General features: G+C 53.7%; 15 protein-coding genes and 2 tRNA genes. 8 read left to right on the top strand and 9 right to left on the bottom strand.

Features of this window, described 5'->3' with window-relative positions:
* The first annotated feature begins 5 nt into the window (after positions 1-5).
* Positions 6-761, top strand: a complete 756-nt coding sequence (map, locus tag VFO10_RS15850; RefSeq protein ID WP_325141853.1) for a type I methionyl aminopeptidase — start codon at positions 6-8, stop codon at positions 759-761.
* On the opposite strand, the gene holA is transcribed toward map, so the two are convergent.
* The 3 genes from holA to ppk1 form a co-directional block, all read right to left on the bottom strand.
* Positions 758-1,804, bottom strand: a complete 1,047-nt coding sequence (holA, locus tag VFO10_RS15845) for a DNA polymerase III subunit delta (RefSeq protein WP_325141851.1) — start codon at positions 1,802-1,804, stop codon at positions 758-760. The two genes, map and holA, sit on opposite strands and share 4 nt — an antisense overlap.
* Complete coding sequence (locus VFO10_RS15840; protein ID WP_325141849.1) at positions 1,801-3,324, bottom strand: Ppx/GppA phosphatase family protein; 1,524 nt, start codon at positions 3,322-3,324, stop codon at positions 1,801-1,803. Before VFO10_RS15840 ends, holA begins: the two co-directional genes overlap by 4 nt.
* A 75-nt stretch (positions 3,325-3,399) precedes the next feature.
* A complete protein-coding gene (gene ppk1, locus VFO10_RS15835; RefSeq protein WP_325141846.1) occupies positions 3,400-5,622 on the bottom strand; it encodes a polyphosphate kinase 1 in 2,223 nt (740 codons plus the stop codon).
* Positions 5,623-5,782: 160 nt separating this feature from the next.
* Here ppk1 and VFO10_RS15830 point away from each other — a divergent pair, with 160 nt between their 5' ends.
* The gene (locus tag VFO10_RS15830) at positions 5,783-7,117 is read left to right on the top strand and encodes a hypothetical protein (RefSeq protein WP_325141844.1); all 1,335 of its coding nucleotides are present in this window, start codon (positions 5,783-5,785) and stop codon (positions 7,115-7,117) included.
* A 35-nt stretch (positions 7,118-7,152) separates the two neighbouring features.
* Here VFO10_RS15830 and VFO10_RS15825 read toward each other — a convergent pair whose 3' ends face one another.
* Positions 7,153-8,082 carry a bifunctional riboflavin kinase/FAD synthetase gene (locus VFO10_RS15825; RefSeq protein WP_325141842.1) on the bottom strand — a complete coding sequence of 310 codons (930 nt, stop codon included), beginning with the start codon at positions 8,080-8,082 and terminating at the stop codon, positions 7,153-7,155.
* A 283-nt stretch (positions 8,083-8,365) separates the two neighbouring features.
* On the opposite strand from VFO10_RS15825, the gene VFO10_RS15820 reads away from it, so the two are divergent.
* The 4 genes from VFO10_RS15820 to VFO10_RS15805 all read left to right on the top strand — a co-directional run bounded on the left by VFO10_RS15820 (position 8,366) and on the right by VFO10_RS15805 (position 11,797).
* Positions 8,366-8,800 (top strand): hypothetical protein, encoded by a 435-nt coding sequence (locus tag VFO10_RS15820; protein ID WP_325141840.1) that lies wholly within the window; start codon positions 8,366-8,368, stop codon positions 8,798-8,800.
* 31 nt (positions 8,801-8,831) lie between these two features.
* Positions 8,832-9,662, top strand: a complete 831-nt coding sequence (locus tag VFO10_RS15815; RefSeq protein ID WP_325141838.1) for a hypothetical protein — start codon at positions 8,832-8,834, stop codon at positions 9,660-9,662.
* Complete coding sequence (gene queG / locus VFO10_RS15810) at positions 9,659-10,708, top strand: tRNA epoxyqueuosine(34) reductase QueG (RefSeq protein ID WP_325141836.1); 1,050 nt, start codon at positions 9,659-9,661, stop codon at positions 10,706-10,708. The genes VFO10_RS15815 and queG overlap by 4 nt, the downstream gene beginning before the upstream one ends.
* Before the next feature lie 468 nt (positions 10,709-11,176).
* On the top strand, positions 11,177-11,797 hold the full coding sequence (locus VFO10_RS15805) for a hypothetical protein (protein WP_325141833.1): 621 nt from the start codon (positions 11,177-11,179) through the stop codon (positions 11,795-11,797).
* Between the two features lie 31 nt (positions 11,798-11,828).
* Here the strand turns inward: VFO10_RS15805 and VFO10_RS15800 are convergent, their stop codons facing one another.
* The 4 genes from VFO10_RS15800 to VFO10_RS15785 all read right to left on the bottom strand — a co-directional run bounded on the left by VFO10_RS15800 (position 11,829) and on the right by VFO10_RS15785 (position 13,470).
* Positions 11,829-12,602, bottom strand: a complete 774-nt coding sequence (locus tag VFO10_RS15800; protein ID WP_325141832.1) for a hypothetical protein — start codon at positions 12,600-12,602, stop codon at positions 11,829-11,831.
* A gap of 304 nt (positions 12,603-12,906) precedes the next feature.
* Positions 12,907-12,991: transfer RNA gene (locus tag VFO10_RS15795), tRNA-Leu, on the bottom strand.
* A 7-nt stretch (positions 12,992-12,998) separates the two neighbouring features.
* Positions 12,999-13,373 (bottom strand): preprotein translocase subunit SecG, encoded by a 375-nt coding sequence (gene secG / locus VFO10_RS15790; RefSeq protein WP_325141830.1) that lies wholly within the window; start codon positions 13,371-13,373, stop codon positions 12,999-13,001.
* A 21-nt stretch (positions 13,374-13,394) separates the two neighbouring features.
* Positions 13,395-13,470 (bottom strand) — tRNA-Phe (locus VFO10_RS15785).
* Between the two features lie 173 nt (positions 13,471-13,643).
* On the opposite strand from VFO10_RS15785, the gene kdsA reads away from it, so the two are divergent.
* On the top strand, positions 13,644-14,507 hold the full coding sequence (gene kdsA, locus VFO10_RS15780; protein ID WP_325141829.1) for a 3-deoxy-8-phosphooctulonate synthase: 864 nt from the start codon (positions 13,644-13,646) through the stop codon (positions 14,505-14,507).
* Between the two features lie 19 nt (positions 14,508-14,526).
* Positions 14,527-15,225: a TVP38/TMEM64 family protein gene (locus tag VFO10_RS15775; protein WP_325141827.1), complete on the top strand. Its 699-nt coding sequence runs from the start codon at positions 14,527-14,529 to the stop codon at positions 15,223-15,225.
* 233 nt (positions 15,226-15,458) lie between these two features.
* Here the strand turns inward: VFO10_RS15775 and VFO10_RS15770 are convergent, their stop codons facing one another.
* A complete protein-coding gene (locus tag VFO10_RS15770) occupies positions 15,459-16,721 on the bottom strand; it encodes a type II secretion system F family protein (RefSeq protein WP_325141825.1) in 1,263 nt (420 codons plus the stop codon).
* Positions 16,722-16,724 lie beyond the last annotated feature (3 nt).

Genomic DNA, 16,724 nt, shown 5'->3' with positions numbered 1-16,724 from the left:
GACGTGTGATCTATCTAAAGAGTGATCAGGAAATAGATACGATGAAGAAGAGCGGACGTCTCGCCGCTGAACTTCTCGATATGATCGAAGCTCATGTGAAGCCAGGGATTACCACCCTGGAGCTGAACGATATTTGTCACGAATACACCGTGGCCCGCGGGGCGATTTCCGCGCCTTTGAATTACAAAGGCTACCCCAAGTCCATCTGCACCTCGGTGAATGATGTCGTCTGTCACGGCATCCCTTCGTCGAAAACCCGTTTGAAGGACGGCGATATCATCAACATTGATGTGACGCCGATCGTCGATGGTTATCATGGTGATGCCTCACGCACTTACCTCGTGGGCAACTGCAGCGAGAAAACCAAAAAGCTTGTGCGGGTGACCCAGGAATGTCTGGATCAGGCGATCGCCGTGGTGCGTCCTGGAGCCCGCGTGGGTGACATCGGGGCCGCGATTCAAAAGCATGCGCATGCGAATGGCTTTTCCGTGGTGCGTGATTTCGTCGGTCATGGGATTGGCAAGAATTTTCATGAAGATCCGCAGATCTTTCATTACGGCGAGCCTGGTCGTGGCGTGCGGCTTGAAGCCGGGATGGTGTTCACCATCGAGCCTATGATTAACGAAGGCGACTGGCGGACCAAGGTGAAAAAGGACGGATGGACGGCCGTGACCCTCGATGGATCCCTTTCCGCCCAGTTTGAACATACTCTGGCCATTCGCAGTGATGGACGGGTCGAGATCCTCACCGTTCGCGACTAACCCTTAGGCGGGCGTGCATGCGTCCGCAGTTCCCAGACGATCTGATTCAGCCAGATCTCTTCGCCTTCCCCGCGACTTTTCAAGCGACGATCCGCCTCATGACAGAGTCTCAGGGCTTTGGCAAAACCCTGGGGCGGGCGTCTTTGCACATAGCCCATGTAGGATTGGATCACAGACGGCGGCAAACGCAATGTACGGGCCATTTCCGCAGGATTCTGCCCCTGCTTCACACCGGCCTGGATCTGCAGCGCCTTGCGGCAATGCATGGCAAGAATCGCCAAAAGACCCAGAGCCTTTTCTCCGCGATCCAGAAGATCCTTCAAAAGCAAAAGCGCGCGGCCATAAGCTTCCTGACACAGGAACTGATCGAGTTTGAAGATGTGATCCTCGCGCAAAAACCCGAGCAAAGGCCGTATGGCTTCCGCGGTGACGATCGCCACCTGTCCCGCCACGCCCAGGGTCAGGCTCACGCGATTCAATTCATTATCGAGTTTGAAGAGGTCCGAACCCACGGCTTCCAGCAAAAGATCGGCGGCATCACCGGCGATCTTCATCTGATAATGCTGGGCCCGATCCACGACGAAATCCCGGAATTCCCAGGGTGCCGGCTCATCACAGGCCAGGACGAAGGCCTGCAGCCGGTCGAGTTCCTTTTGAAACTTCGCAGGGGGATCACCGCCTCGCCACAGGAGGCAGACGGGGTTCTGAATATCCTTGGCCTGCTTCACGGTCGCCAGATGACTCGCAAGATCGTTCTTCCCCTGAGCCTGATTGATGAAGGTCAGGGTTTCCGGATCAAAGAGCGAGGCCGCAGCGGTCGCCTGCAGAAATTTTTCAGCGTTGACCTGGGGACCTTCCCAGCGCTCGATAGCCCAGTTTTTGGCTTCATAAATGGCTCTCAGGCTGCGTGCGGTTTCGGTGACCAGAAAGTCGGCCTCGCCGCGCAGAACGAGAAGCTTATGCTTCTGAAAGAAGTCCTCTTTCAATACCGCCGGCAGACCATGACGATAGGTCTTATACGGGGATTTTTTTGGATAGCTCAAGACTTGCTCCCAGGTGCTTCGAATTGAAAATCCAAACCGCAGTCCAGGGCTTTTTCCAGGCTCTTCGCGTCTTTTTTCAGCGCCAGCTTTTCCGCATCCATGCGGCTTCCAGGGGTTGTGGTCATGCGCAGCGCATAGCTGCCGCCCTGCTTGGTGATTTTCAGGCTTTGTATTTTCATTTGCCTCGTGCGTAGAAGACAGCGCGCGATCCTGAGGCAGGAACTCAAAAGATTGACCCGCGAAAGGTTCCTGTCGAGATAGGGAAGACTGTCCGATTTACTGGATTTGGCCGGACTTTTCCGAGCAAAACGATTGATCAGCGCAATCAGGTTCTTCTCTTCCTGCGTGTACCCCAGAAGGTTGGATTCGGTAATCAGATAATAGGAATGCCGATGATAGCTGGTGAAGTTGATGAACTTGCCCGCTTCCAAAAGATACGCGGCGGCCAGAAGCAGATCGCGATCCAAACGCGCATCGCTCGACATATCGGCAAAGGCGGGGAAGGCGACCATTTCATCAAAAATCCTGACGGCCAGGTCGCTCGTCTGGGCTGCGAAGGCCGGATCGAGCCGCAATTTTCCGGCAAAACCCACGACGCTCTGCCAACGCAGATCCTGCCAGTGAGCGCGCGGCAAAAGACCTTTTCGCTCATAGGTATCCAGCGCCACGCCTTCCCTAAGACCGCTCGCGGAGACGATCCAATGCGGAATCTGAAGCAATCGGGTCAGCGTTGCAAGGATCACGCAACCGGACAGAACGATGTCCGCCCGCTTGCTATCAAGGCCCCAACGGATGGCGATCCGATCGGGATGCAAAATTTTTCCAAGCTCCTGTTCCACGGCATAGAGTTCCGCCGCGGTAAAACGAAAGCCGTGCGGATCATCCAGCTCTGTGCGGGTGCGATCCTGATGAATCATGCGCGCCAGGGCTTTGGCCGTACCTGATGTGGCGGCTGCGTTCTGCACACTGGCGCCGAAGAGATCGACCTGGATCGGTGTCAAGCGCGCTTCAACATACTGCCTGAGCTCTTCCAACTGGTCAGCCGTGTGCCCCTTGTCAAAGAAATAGGTCTTCGACAAAAGCAAAGCCCCCATTTTCAAGGAACTCAAATAGGTGCAGTCCGCCCCGCGTCCCACGGCTATTTCCGTCGAGGCGCCGCCGATATCCACTGATAAAAGATTCTCCGTGCCAAAGCTCAGACTTTGGGAAACACCGAGAAAGGAAAGACGCGCCTCTTCCACGCCGTCGATGATTTCCATCTTCAGGCCGGTGGTTTTTTGAATGTGATCAATGAAAGCGAGACGGTTATGCGCCGCACGGATGGCCTGGGTTGCAACGACCCGGAACTCACCCTTGTAGCTTTGGCCGATGCTTTTCATGGCCAGCAAGGCTTCTGTGGCACGTTGGAACAGTTTTTCCGGAATCATGCCGTCTTCGATCGCCTCGGCGATCCGCATGTTTTCCTTCTGACCGTCAATCACGTGGATCTGGCCGGCTTCATCCAGCGCAGTAATCGCCAAATGAAAGGTATTGCTGCCGAGATCAATCACAGCCAGAGGAGACTTGGGTTGAAAACTCGGTCGGATTGGAATGGTCTAGTCCTCTGACTTCGCGGTTTTTCGGTTGCCGATCTTCTTCACAATCGGCCGTCCTTTACGCTTCAAATCATGCCGTATGGCTTTGTCATATGGAAGCGATTTGATACCTTGCTCCCGGGCAATTTCAATAAACTTCTGCTGAGAGTCCCATTTTGACCCTTCGACTGTGCTGCGCATCGTATAGGCGCCATCGTTTTGCAGCAGCCAGGCATTTTCGGTATCGGCCCAATAGGTCGGGATGATTTCCTCGACGATGCGACTCTTGGCCTTGCTGTCCTCGATGGGGAAAACCACCTCAATTCTTCTGTCCATGTTCCGCGGCATCCAATCGGCAGAGCCCAGGTACACATCATCCGCGCCTTTGTTCCGGAAATAAAAGATGCGGCTGTGTTCCAGAAAACGGCCAATGATGGACATCACTTCGATATTCTCGCTCAGACCCGGTGCGCCCGGCCGCAGACAGCAGATGCCGCGCACGATCAGGCGAATACGGACGCCCAGGCGGGACGCCTCGTAGAGTTTATCAATCAAAGCACCATCGACGAGCGAGTTCATTTTCGCAAAGATCAAGCCGTCGCCCGTCTCGGCATGAGCCTGGATTTCCCGATCAATCAGGCGAAGGAGTTCATCCCGAAGATAAAGCGGCGCTACGACGAGCTTTTGCAAAGGTGAAGGGAAGGGCTTGAAGGCCTCGGTTTCCCGACTCAGGATATTAAAGCCCGTCAGCATATTGAAAAGAAGGCTCGCATCCTCGCCGAAAGCCGGGCGGGCCGTGATATAGCCGATGTCCACATAATGGCGAGCGGTTGAAGAATTGTAATTGCCCGTCGAGAGATGCACGTAACGGTGCAGCTGATGATCCTCCCGCCGCACGATCAAAGTCATCTTGCAGTGCGTTTTCAAGCCGACGAAACCATAGACCACATGCACACCTGCGCGTTCCATGCGGCGGGCCCAGGTGATGTTGTTGTTTTCATCGAAGCGTGCCTTCAGCTCGACGACGGCGGTCACCTGCTTTCCCTGCTCTGCAGCCAGAATCAGGGCGTCAATGATAGGGGAGTCGCCTGATGTCCGATAGAGGGTCTGCTTGATGGCCAGGACATCCGGATCCCAGGCCGCCGTGTGCAAAAGCTCGATGACGGCATAGAAGCTTTCAAAAGGATGATGCAGGAGCATATCCTCGTCGCGGATCAAAGAAAAAATGCTGCGCTGCGTATTCATGCGCGGCGGCAGGCGCGGATTGAACGAGGGGAACTTCAAATCATCGCGCGGAATTTCATGAAGCGCGAGATCGGTCATAGATAAAGGACAGTTCATGGCGTAACTGTCTTCCGGCGTCAGACCAAGGCGCAGCTCCAGGTGCGCCTTCAATTCCGGCAGGATATCCGCGCCGTATTCCAAGCGCACGGCTTCCGCCTGATCGCGGGCTTTGACTTCGGTCTGCACCGAACTCAAAAGATCGACGACCTGGCTTTCGAGCAACTTAAAATCGAGATTCCGCGTGACGCGGATCGGATAAGCGGCCGTGACGGGCATTCCAAAGAAAAGCGTACCGAGGTGCGTGGCGATCAGATCTTCCATCATCACGAACACGCGATCATTCGGATCAGTATTCACCGGTAAAAGTCGCGGCAAAACCGCTGGCACTTCGACAAAGGCGATGGGCGGCAGCGGGACATCATCCTTTTCCGGTTTGAAAACGACGATCAAATAAAGGCGGCGATTGGCCAGAAAGGGAAAGGGATGCGCCGGATCCACCGCCAAAGGCGTAAGAACGGGCAGGACGGTTTCCCGATAATACTGAGCCAAAGCCTTCTGGGCAGAAGCATCCAGACTATCAATTTTTTCCAGGCGAATATTCTGCGCGCGAAGCTCGGGCAAAAGCTCGTTATTCCAAATCTCGCCGATATCCTCGACGAGGCGTTTGGTGCCTTCATGGATGCGCGCCAGCGTTTCGGGAATGGACAGCTGATCAGGGCTGTCACCGGGCAGGGAGCCCTGCCGCAGAGAGCGCTTTTTGCCAGCGACCCGAACCATAAAAAACTCGTCCAGATTCGAGTAGCAAATCGCCAAAAAGCGACAGCGATCCAAAAGTGGCGTGCGGGAACGACGGCTTTCTTCGAGGACTCGAAAATTAAACGCAAGCCAGCTGAGTTCCCGGTTAAAGTAACGGTCATCCTGGCTTTTATGGTTTAGCTTTCGCAATTTTTCTGCGTTCATGGTTATAATCGGTGCCGCGCTAGGGATATGTCCTTGAGGACGTGCCATTGAACTGGGCAGAGAGGGCTCCACCCTTTGAGCATAGCCCGTCATGCCCCGCTTGCCCATAGGAATAAAATACCTGTCGGCGTTTTCCCATCATCGGAGGAATCAAAGTCTTATGCGAGCTTGGATTGGGCCCTTGGCCTTGTGCCTTATCAGCTGCGGAAGCAGCACCACTGAAACGACCAAAACCGGAACTGGCACAGCTGCTGTGGCTGAAAACCCCGCCTACATTGATTTTGCGCCGCAATCCAGCACTGATGGCCAAAAGATGGTGTTCCTGTCACAGCGCGATCTCGGAGCCTACCGCGTTTTCGTTTATAACGAAGCCGCAGAGACGAAGCTGGAGCGTCTTTCCAAGACTATGACTCTGGAGCCCGACCTCAATGAATTGAGCACAAGCCTCAGCGACGATGGAAACTGGATCCTAACCTGGCGTTACGGAACAGAAAAGAGCTATCTGCTGCTGAACTCGTTTGATCAGACCCAGTCGACCACGCTGCCGTTGGAAACAGCGTCGCGCCTTCGGGAATTGACCCTGGCTCCCTCTGGCCAGCGGTATTTTGCCTATACAGAGCGCAAGGACGCTGAGGATTCGGTACATATTTATTCTTTCACAGCTGGCACGCCTCCCGTGGCGGCCGAAGAGGCTGTTCTGAGCGGCGAGTACGGAGCCCAGTTCGCCGTGTCCGGGTCGGATGTTTATGTCTTCACCCGCAAGGCGGGGACCAATGGGAATGTGACCGTTCAATATCGGAAGCGCTCTGCAGGCGGCAGCTGGGATCTTCAAACCGATACTTTGGCTTTGGATTTTGCCGATGCGAATATTCCAAGCGCAGCCTCGGCTTTGGGATTGGTCTATGCCAAGTCCCTTGACAGCGTGCGTTTGAAGGCCAAGCTCGGGACCTATGAAACAAGCGCCGAAGGCTATCAGAAAAACGTCGGCGTTGTTCAGGAAGCCACTCAATTTCAGGCTTTTGCGGCCAGTCCCGTGGATTTTTCCGCGGAAGCCTATCGCCGCAATCAGCCTCTGACTCTTGGCCATATCTCGGCAACCGCGGACGGGGCCTACCTTCTTCTGACTGGCTACGAAGCCTGGTTCTGTAAGAATCGCACGCAGGCGAGTAACATCATGCTGCTCGTTCGCATGAGTGATGGCGCTTCCTTGCCGCTTTTGCCGACGCGTGACAATGGAACCACACCCTGGACAGGACTGGTGTCTGAGCCCTGTTCCTACTTTGATCAGGAAACGATACCCAAGCCGCAGGATTTTGATACGACGCTCTCGAACGCTCAGATTCTGTCGGTGACAGGCAGCCGCGTGACTTTGATTTATGAATCAAAATTCACGCTTGATCGCGAAATTCGCCGTTTGAGTTTTGATGTGAGTGACTGGGTGGCGAAGACTTACGCCAATCCTGTTTACACCGAGATCAGCGCCAATCCTCGTTAATGATCTTCAGCAAGGGAGCGTCGACTCCCTTGCTTTTACGCTCTCTCCAGCAACGACCGCGCTTTCTGGCAATCCAAGGCAATCTGATTTTTCAGCTCGTCCAGGGATCCAAATTTCTGCTCGGTCCGCACGAAATGGGTGAGGTAGACCCCCAGGGTTTCCCCGTAAAGAGCGTCCGCTCCGATATCATTTGAGAGAATATGAACTTCGGTCGTCACGGTCGGCTCGGCCCCTGGGACAGTGGGTCGCTTGCCAATGTTGAGAATGCAGGGTTTGCGAGTCGGGGCTATCTTGAAAATGCTGGGCTCCTTGCCGATCACGACAAAGCCCGCATAGACACCAAGTCCTGGAAGGAGTTGATCCTGCGTCGCGACATTGGCCGTGGGAAAACCAAGCTGTCGACCCAACTTTTTACCGCTGACCACAGGTCCTTCCAAAAGATAGGGCCGGCCCAGAAGATCACGGGCTTTTTGCAGTTCGCGTTCCTGCAGATAGCCTCGGATCGCACTGCTGCTTATGACCTGACCGTTCCAGTCCTGAGGCTCCACGACATCGACCGCGCAGGCATCAGGCTGTGCGAGTGTCTGCAGGACTTCAAGGGTGCCTTCGCGATTTTTTCCAAAACGGAAATCATGACCGACAACGATGGCCTTGACTCTTAAGCTTTGCTTAAGAAGAGCTTGATAAAATTCATAGGGTTTAAGCTGGCTGAAGGCGAGGTCGAATTCCTGGATCACAGTGTAATCGAGACCAAGTTCAGCAAGGGCCCTGAGCTTTTGTGCCGCTTGAAAAAGTTTACCAACCTGGCGATCCGGTTTGAAAAATTGTTTTGGATTCGGATCAAAGGTTAAGCACAGGCTGGAATATCCCTGGGCTTGAGCCATGGAACGTACTCGGGCAATCAGTTCCTGATGTCCGCGATGGCAGCCATCGAAGTTGCCGATCGTAATCGCGCTTGCTTCCATGGGAAACGCATGAGGCATTGGGGTTGAAGGACTGCGCAAAACTTTCAAAAAAATATCCTTTGCTGCAGATTTAGTATCTTTGCGCTGAAGAGATTTGTGATTTATAATCGGTTTCAAAAGGTGCGCAAAAGAATTGCCCTGATATGTAACATCACCTGATAACAGGCGCAATTGCCTATCACAAGTATAGCACGGCGATCCAGGCCGGTTGTCAAGCGAGGGACAGATTGGTTAGGGCATGGCTCTAGAACTTTCAAGTACAGATCCCAGTGGTGGAATCGGCATGTTTGCCCTGCTTCTGGGTTTCACGGTGCTTCTCTTCGTTGGGCCGCTTGTCATCTGGTATTTCCGTCGCCAGCGTCAAATGATCCCTCCACTGGAAGAGACCCGTACCGATCAGCTTTCCATGAAAATCGCCTATACCACCGAGCGCGAGTCCGAGCCTCCGCGTCAGGGTTATCTGCGTTCGCTGACGTCAGATCGCGCCACTTTGGTGGTTGCGGATCGTGGATTGCGCAAGGGAAGTCAACTGCGTCTTGATCTGGGTCCTCTGCACCCGCACGATGCCGGCGCCACAGCGCCGATTCGTGGCCAAGTGACCCGGATGAAGAGTCTGGGTGGCTCGCCCGAAAATATTCTCGTCAATATTCAATTCATCGAGCATAACCTTCCCATGCACGAGATGCGTCAACAGCAGACGGAACTGCCTCCAGCCTGAGTTTTGACGCTCGCTGTCACGGGGAAACACGATGATTCAAGCCAGCAGCCGCTGCCTGGGTATACTGGGCAGTGGAATCAGTCACAGCCTCTCACCCTTGATTCACAATTATTCTGCGGCCCAGCTCGGGATTGATGCGGTCTATCTGCGTTTCGACAGTCCCTCGCGCCAGTTCCCAGGTCCGGATTTTTTCCGGGCCATGTGGGATTTCGGGGCGCTTGGTTTCAATGTCACTGTGCCTTTTAAAGAGGAAGCGGCGCGGACTTTTCTGGGGTCCGGGCTGGCTTCGGTGAATACGATTTATCGTGGGAAGAATGGTTGGGAGGCGACATCCACGGATGCCGAAGGGTTTTTGCTGGGGCTGGCGCAGCTTGGGTGTGGGCTGGATGATCATGAGGCTGTGGTCTTTTTAGGGAATGGTGGGGCCGCACTGGCGCTTTATGAGCATTTTTTAAAGGTGACGCCGAGGCCGTTGATTGTCCTGCGCAGGACACCGGAGCGGGATGCAGGTTGGCAAAAACCAGTTGGACGTGTGGAGTTCCTTGATCTGGATGCGGGTACTCTGGATGCGGTGTGTCAGCGCTATTCGAAAATTTTATTGCTGCAGACCACCAGCGCGCCTCTTTATGGGGATCGTTTGGATCATTTGCTGCCTGGGCTTGGTTCCTTCAAGGGGACGTTTGTTGATTTGGTTTATGGGAAAACATCGGCGCTTCTTGATGATCTGAAGGCCAGGAAAATTCCCGTGCAGGATGGTCTGCCGATGCTGATCGGTCAGGCGCTTTTGGGGCAGAAACTCTGGTGGGGAAAATCCGCGGAGTTTTCTGATGTCGAGGCGATGCTCCGGAGCCGCGCGACATGAAACGCGAGGAACTGCAGAAACTTTGCAGTGATGAAGGTCTGCTCCTTTTGGGGCTGGTGGACCTCGGGCCTGAACCGCGTTTTGAGCTATTTGAAAAATGGCTCAGCGAAGGTCAGCATGCGGGTATGCAGTTTCTTGAGAATAATAAACAACTGCGGGAAGATCCGCGTGGGCTGCTCCCGGATTCGGTGCAGGCGCTTGTATTTGCCTTGCCCTACTATCAGGGAGATAAGCTGAATGCAGCTTTAAAAGGGGAGTATAGGGTAGCGCAGTATGCTCGTCTTCGCGATTATCATAAGTCGATGAAGCAAAAGGCGACGCGCATTCTCTCCAAGCTTCAAGCGCAACAACCAAGCCTGCAAGGCCGTGTAACCATCGACAGCGCGCCACTTCTCGAACGGGCCCTTGCTGCCCGTACCATGCGCGGTTTCATCGGTAAGAACACCTGCTTCATCCATCCTGATCACGGGAGCCTCATGCTGATCGGAGAGATCCTCCTGAGCCATCACTTAACCTTAAGTGACTCGACCTCCCCAGTCGACCCTGACCAAAGAACCGACGCAGGCGGCTGCGGCACCTGTCGTCGTTGTCAGGTCAACTGTCCAACAGGGGCCCTCGATACAGCTTATAAACTCGACGCGCGCAAGTGCCTCGCCTACTGGACCATCGAACACCGTGGTCCTATCCCCTTCGAATTCTGGCCCCACCTTCCCACGTATATCTTCGGCTGCGATCTTTGCCAGCTCGCGTGCCCCTATAACCGCAAAGCCCTCCCCACATCCGAACCCACCCGTCCCGACCTGATCAATCCCGATCTCCTCGACCTCGCCACCATGAGCCAATCCCGCTACGAAGCCTGGATGGGCGGCACACCCTTAACCCGCGCCAAGCGCGAGGGTTTGCGGCGGAATGCTTTGATTGCGATGGCGGTGACCAAGGATGAACGTTTGGAAGAAGCGTGTGCGGGCGTGAAAGAGGAGGATGCAGAGGTCCTGCATCAAACTCTTGAGCAGATCAAAACCTGGTTTAATAGCGGCGGACAGTAACCGTGGTTCTGGCTGGTCGATAAACCGGGACATACACGCGACGTGGATGAACAACGCGGACAGTGCTTGGATGATAGGAACTGTGTTCATGATGAACGTGTTGGCAGTTAGCGTGATGGTAATGATGATCGTGCGCGTAAGCTTCGGGAAAGGGTCGTGTTTCAACGGTTGTCAGGCAGGCTGTTTGAGTCAAAGCCAGCATAATAAAAGTCGCAGTGAGGATTCCTGATTTCATTTTATATTCCTTTTCATACAAAAACTCAGCCAAGCTTTGAAATGCAAGCCCAGAGCCATCTTCAGGTGCTGAAATAATTCGAATTTTTCACCGAAAAGCCCAAAAATTCTGGTAACAGACGTATCCGAAAAGCCACACGCTCCCACTGAATCGAGGGTAGCCACCGTCAGATTTCTACCCAGATTTTCCCATCCAAGTTATTGATTTATAAGATATAAAGACTGGGTCAAGTATTGCATGGAAAGGGGTCTAACCGGATGGAGACTTCTATGCGACGGCTCGTGCTGATTTTTGTTTCCACTACTTTTCCCTTGATGGGGGCGTGTTCATCCAAGCAGGAATCACGGGAGATGAAAACCCAGGCTGCGGTGGAGAAATCCGAGGACGCGGTTGCTGTTCCAAAGCTTGAAATTCGAGATGATTTGGAACTCGAGCTGGTGAAAGGCACCAGCGGAGCATGGATTGGCTGCAAAAATGAACAGGGTCAGGAATTTCGAGACTCCGTTATTTCTGATGTCGTCTATCGCATCCGTGGCGGCTACCTGGAAAAAGTGGAAAACTTGGGTAGTCCTGCTGTTCAGCAAGAAACACGAAAAGCACTGACGGATCAGACTCGACAGCTCCTCGCGCTGGCTCTGGAAGAAATGAAAACGATCACTGTGGAAACCAAAGACGAATGCCTTGCGGATGGGACTTATGCGGGGGTCAGACTGCCGAACACAGAGAAGGGAAAGCAGTTTGTTTATATCATTCCCAAGTCGAGAATTGCCTGCAAGGGTGATTTTGTGAGCATTGCAGACTGGGAATTGATTCTGGATCAGTTCAACTTTATTTTTACTATGGATGAAAGCTGAAAGGCTGACTTTGAATCAGCCCTTCAGTGTATTAACGATTTTGAGATCCCACACACTCACCGGCTGCACGAACAAAAGTATTCGCTTCCTGACCGGATTGATGCTCAAAGCCAATCCGGTGCAGCCATTCGTGGAAAATGATGCCAGCCAAAATCTGGTCGGTCATGGGCAGATCGTTGACCGTACCTTTATTCAGCGCCTGAATATTGATCTGGATGTCCATGTTCTGACTCGCGCCGACTGCGGAATAATCCTTTCCAACGACAGCCTGGGCCAGAGTGGTTGCCGGCTGGTTGGTGACGGTGATCTTTGCTGGAACGCGTTTTTGGTCATGGAACGTTTGAAGGATAGTGATCCCACCCATTGCGTAGTCCGCATAGAAAGCCGCAGTTTTTCCGCGTATGGCCGCGGGCGCACCAGCAGGCACCAGCTCGATCGGATTCTTCCGAGTCAGACATGCCATGAAATCAGAGTTGGCCTGCTTTTCCACGTAACGGTGAATGAAGTGCTCACCCACGGCCCACATGGCAAGATCCAGAGCGCGCGCAATTTTCTGCTGCTGAGCAGGATTGAAGGCACTTGAAATTTGGAACAGTGTGGAACGGAATCCGGCCGAATCGCCTGTCAAGGTGTGCATGGGATAAGATGCGCAGTGATAGAGATTTCCATCCGATGGCCGTGGAAATGTAAGGCAGCTGTCATCGTTGCCCATGGCGGTGGAAACGGCTTCAGTTTGCTGAGCGTTCTGACCACATGCAGAAGCGAAGATAAGGAAAGCAGGGAGTAGAATTTTTTTGATAGTCATGGTCCAGATCTCTTAAGTGGTTTGCGTTACGAGGACCGAGACTTAAAAAACTAGCTGCTTTGTGTCAATGGCCGACTTTGGGCTGAATTCCAGCGTTTTTGGACGCTTTTCCAAGTGGATAGGCATTGGGAAAGTAAGAGCCTAAAAAGACGAAAATTTTCGACTTATGTAGCCAGCTCGTACATTGGCAAAAATTGTGGAAGTAAAGAAAACTTTGGAAGAAATCGTTTTCAGGACTGGCAAGCAGGGGCAAAAAGTAAAAACCCGGAGACCTCTCGGTCACCGGGTTTGACTCTTAGTAGACTGGTGCTCAGGGCGGGACTTGAACCCGCACGCCTCTCGGCACATGCCCCTCAAACATGCGTGTCTACCAATTCCACCACCTGAGCAATAGAATTAGGGTTTGTTCGGTTCGGTTTGGGGTGCTTGACCTTCAACTGGCGGAACAGCAGGAGCTGCTTCGGGTTGAGGCTGGGCTGGAGTGGTTTGTTCTGTTTTGGCGCCGGCCTTTTCAAGGCGTTCCGTCAAACCAGTTTTACCAGTTTTACCCGTGACCATCGTTAAGGCGATGCTCGTAACCATGAATACACCGGCCATGATGTAGGTCAACTTGCCAAGAAAGCTTGTAGCACCAGCGGCGCCAAAGAGACCTGTTGAGTTACCACCACCGAAGGCTGCGCCTACACCGCCAGAATTGCCGCCTTGCACTATGATCACAACAATCATAAAGATAGCAGCAGCGATGTGAACGACCGTCAAGAAAATATCCATGTTACCACCGAAGGAACATAATGGTGGCTCCTCCCAGAATCGAACTGGGGACACGTGGATTTTCAATCCACTGCTCTACCGACTGAGCTAAAGAGCCACTTCCCAAAAGGGAGATTCGTAAATAAAGCAGTCCTGATTTTCAGTCAAGACTTTCTTCGTATAAAGCCAAATCGTTGCGAGAAGCTTGAGTTGCCACTTGCGTCTGACTAGAGTAACAGAGTCTGTGCCAATGGTAACCTTCTTTTCCTGACGCACTTGTGAAAGGCCGCTATGAATACTCCACTCTTCAAACGCCAGCCCAGCAAACCCGTCGTGATTGCCGGGCCGTGCATGGCTGAATCCTATGAACTCCTCGAAGCCGTCTGCACGCAGCTCGTTGGACTTGCGAAGGAACTCGATTTCCAATTGGTGTTCAAAGCCAGTTTCGATAAAGCCAATCGCACCTCCATCAACAGCTATCGTGGACCCGGCCTTGATCAGGCCCTGCGTTGGTTCTCCCAATTGAAAGACAAGTTCCCAGGCCTGAAGGTCCTCACCGATGTGCATGAGACCGCGCAGGTGGGACCCGCGGCCGAAGTCATAGACGTGCTGCAGATTCCCGCGTTCCTTTGCCGGCAGACTGATCTCGTCGTCGCCGCGGTGAAGACCGGGCGATCCGTGAACGTGAAAAAGGGTCAATTCCTTGCCCCTGAAAATGCCCAGCATATTATCAGTAAGGTGCTGGCGGCGGCCGAAGAGGACAAGCTCACGCCGGATTTTGCGTTGACCGAGAGGGGCGCGACCTTTGGATATGGTAATCTGGTAGTTGATATGCGCGGACTCAAAGTGATGTCCGACCTGGGAGCGCCGGTGATCTTCGATATCACTCACAGCCTGCAGCTGCCGGCAGCCGGGGGATCGAGCGGCGAAATCTCGGGCGGTCTTCGCGGATTTGCTCCCGTGCTGGCCCGCGCGGCGACGGCGACGGGTTATCTGGATGGCTTTTTCCTGGAAGTGCATGCGGATCCGAACAAAGCCAAGAGCGATGCGGCGACCCAGCTTTCGCAAAAGCAGGCGGAGATTCTTTTAAGGCAGCTGCTCCCGCTCTGGCGTGAGATGCGGACGGCAACCGCGCATGACGGGGAATTCTTTTAATCGACCATAAGGAGGTGGCATGAGGATTGGCTGGCAGAAACTGCTCCTGGTCCTCATCCTCCTCCTCTTTTTTACCGCCTTCATCCACTACGATCTGGGACGCTTTCTCACCATTGCCCAGTTGAAAATAGCCAAACACGAACTTTTGGATTACTACGCCTCGCATAGGGTGATGACGGCGCTGCTTTTTGTGGTCACATATATAGTCCTGGCTGCCCTGTCCGTACCGGGAGCCTTGTCACTGACCTTTGCCGCCGGTGCGATCTTCGGGCCATTGCTCGGGACTGTGCTCGCATCCGTGGGATCGGCACTGGGCGCGACCGGAGCCTTTCTCTCGGCCCGCTATCTGTTAGGAAACAGTATACAAAAGCGTTATGCCGGGAAGCTTGAGATGATCAATCGCGGCTTTCGCGACGAGGGCGCGTTCTACCTTGTGTCTCTCAGGCTGTTTGCCGTCATTCCCTATTTTGTCACAAATGTTGTGATGGGCCTGACTCCGATCCCGACGCGGACCTTCCTCTGGGCGACCCAGCTCGGTATGCTGCCGGTGATTTTTCTCTTTACCTATACAGGAACGGAATTGAGCGGGATCGAAAGCGTCAGCGATCTGTTTTCGCCGCGCCTGATTCTTTCCTTCATTGCGATGGCGCTCCTCCCCATTGTGGCTAAAAAACTGATACAATGGTGGAAAAAGCATCAAGGAGCCCGGAAGTCATGAGTGTTTCTGAGCGTCGCGTACGGTCCCGTTGCCCCATCTGTCAGGGGCCGACCAAGGATGTGAATGGAGAGGATCGTTGCCGGAATTCACTCTGTTCGTTCAATCATCAGAACGAAAAGTGCCCGCGCTGCCAGCACCCGGGACCGGAAGCCACAAAATACGAGGCTGACGGAAGATTTCAGTATTTTTGTTCCGAATGCCATAACAAGTGGACCAAGGCTCCTGGTCCCTGATCAGACCGTACCCGCCATACCGAAGATCGGCAGATACATGGCGATCACGATGAAGCCGACGATGCCGCCGATGACCACGATCATCAGAGGTTCGATCATCGACATCATCGCGGCGATCGCATTGTCGACTTCCTCTTCATAAATGTCGGTGACCTTTTTCAGGGTTTCATCGAGCGTACCCGTGGATTCGCCGACAGCCACCATGGACACCACCATTTTCGGGAAGAAGTCGTCGACGGCCAAAGGCTCGGCGAAGGTGCTGCCTTTGGAGATTTCCTCGCGTACATTCAGAACGAATCTTTCCACCGACTTGTTGCCTGATGACGTCGCGCAGATGGTCAGGGCTTCGAGAATGGAAACGCCGGAACTGAGCATCGTCGACATCGTGGAACAAAAACGCCCCACGGAAATTTTGATCATGACTTCGCCGATAATAGGGGCTTTCAGAATGGCTTTGTCAAATACAGATTTTCCGTTCTCAGTTTTCAAGTAATAGCGAAGGGCAAAGAAACTCGCGGCGATGGTGCCCAAAATTTCCATCCAATTATCGACCAGCAGGTTGGACATGTCGATCACCAGCTGAGTCAGGCCTGGAATCTCCTGACCGCTTTCAGCGAACTGCTTGGCGAAACTCGGCACCACGAAGACCAGAAGCAGGGTAACGACGGCGACGGCGACGACCACGATGATGATAGGATAGGCCATGGCCGACTTCACCTGGGCCTTCAGTTTCGCGGCTTTTTCAATATAGGAAACGAGCTGCTTGAGAATCACATCCAGGCGACCCGAGGCCTCGCCGGCGCGGGTCATGGCCACATAAAGCGAATCGAAGATCTCGGGAAAGGGTTCCAGCGCATCAGTAAGGCTTGCCCCCTGTTCGATCGCGCGGATGATTTTTTCTATGGTTTCGGAAAAGTCGATCTTGCGCTGCTGATCCCGAAGCATCTGCAAAGCCTGCAGCATGGGAATGCCGTTCTCAATCATAAGCGAGAACTGCTTGGTGAAAAGGCCGAGTTCGCGGGTCGTCGGCAACTGCGCTCCCAGGCGAATCTGAATGTTGCCGCTTTTGTCGCGATAGATAAAGCGCGAGAGGCCACGGATTCTGGAGCCATCACCCAGATCATCCGCCGTGGCCGTCAGTTTCAGGATGCGCAGGCCCTTATTGGATAATAGCGTCTTCGCTGCCTGTTTATTGGCGGCACTGACCTCTCCGGATTTCACCTGCCCGGTTTTCGACTTCGCTTTGTATGCGTACTTCGGCACTCT

It is taken from the genome of Oligoflexus sp., from assembly GCF_035712445.1.
In the GTDB taxonomy this organism is placed as follows: Bacteria; Bdellovibrionota_B; Oligoflexia; order Oligoflexales; family Oligoflexaceae; genus Oligoflexus.
The sequence above is the reverse complement of the archived record's forward strand: the minus strand, read 5'-3'. Positions and strand labels throughout refer to the sequence as shown.

Coding starts and splice junctions, on each gene's coding strand:
- ppk1 (WP_325141846.1), bottom strand. CDS start 5,622: ATGAACGCAGAAAAATTGCGAAAGCTAAACCATAAAAGCCAGGATGAC.
- VFO10_RS15830 (WP_325141844.1), top strand. CDS start 5,783: ATGCGAGCTTGGATTGGGCCCTTGGCCTTGTGCCTTATCAGCTGCGGA.
- VFO10_RS15825 (WP_325141842.1), bottom strand. CDS start 8,082: ATGGAAGCAAGCGCGATTACGATCGGCAACTTCGATGGCTGCCATCGC.
- VFO10_RS15820 (WP_325141840.1), top strand. CDS start 8,366: ATGTTTGCCCTGCTTCTGGGTTTCACGGTGCTTCTCTTCGTTGGGCCG.
- VFO10_RS15815 (WP_325141838.1), top strand. CDS start 8,832: ATGATTCAAGCCAGCAGCCGCTGCCTGGGTATACTGGGCAGTGGAATC.
- queG (WP_325141836.1), top strand. CDS start 9,659: ATGAAACGCGAGGAACTGCAGAAACTTTGCAGTGATGAAGGTCTGCTC.
- VFO10_RS15800 (WP_325141832.1), bottom strand. CDS start 12,602: ATGACTATCAAAAAAATTCTACTCCCTGCTTTCCTTATCTTCGCTTCT.
- secG (WP_325141830.1), bottom strand. CDS start 13,373: ATGGATATTTTCTTGACGGTCGTTCACATCGCTGCTGCTATCTTTATG.
- kdsA (WP_325141829.1), top strand. CDS start 13,644: ATGAATACTCCACTCTTCAAACGCCAGCCCAGCAAACCCGTCGTGATT.
- VFO10_RS15775 (WP_325141827.1), top strand. CDS start 14,527: ATGAGGATTGGCTGGCAGAAACTGCTCCTGGTCCTCATCCTCCTCCTC.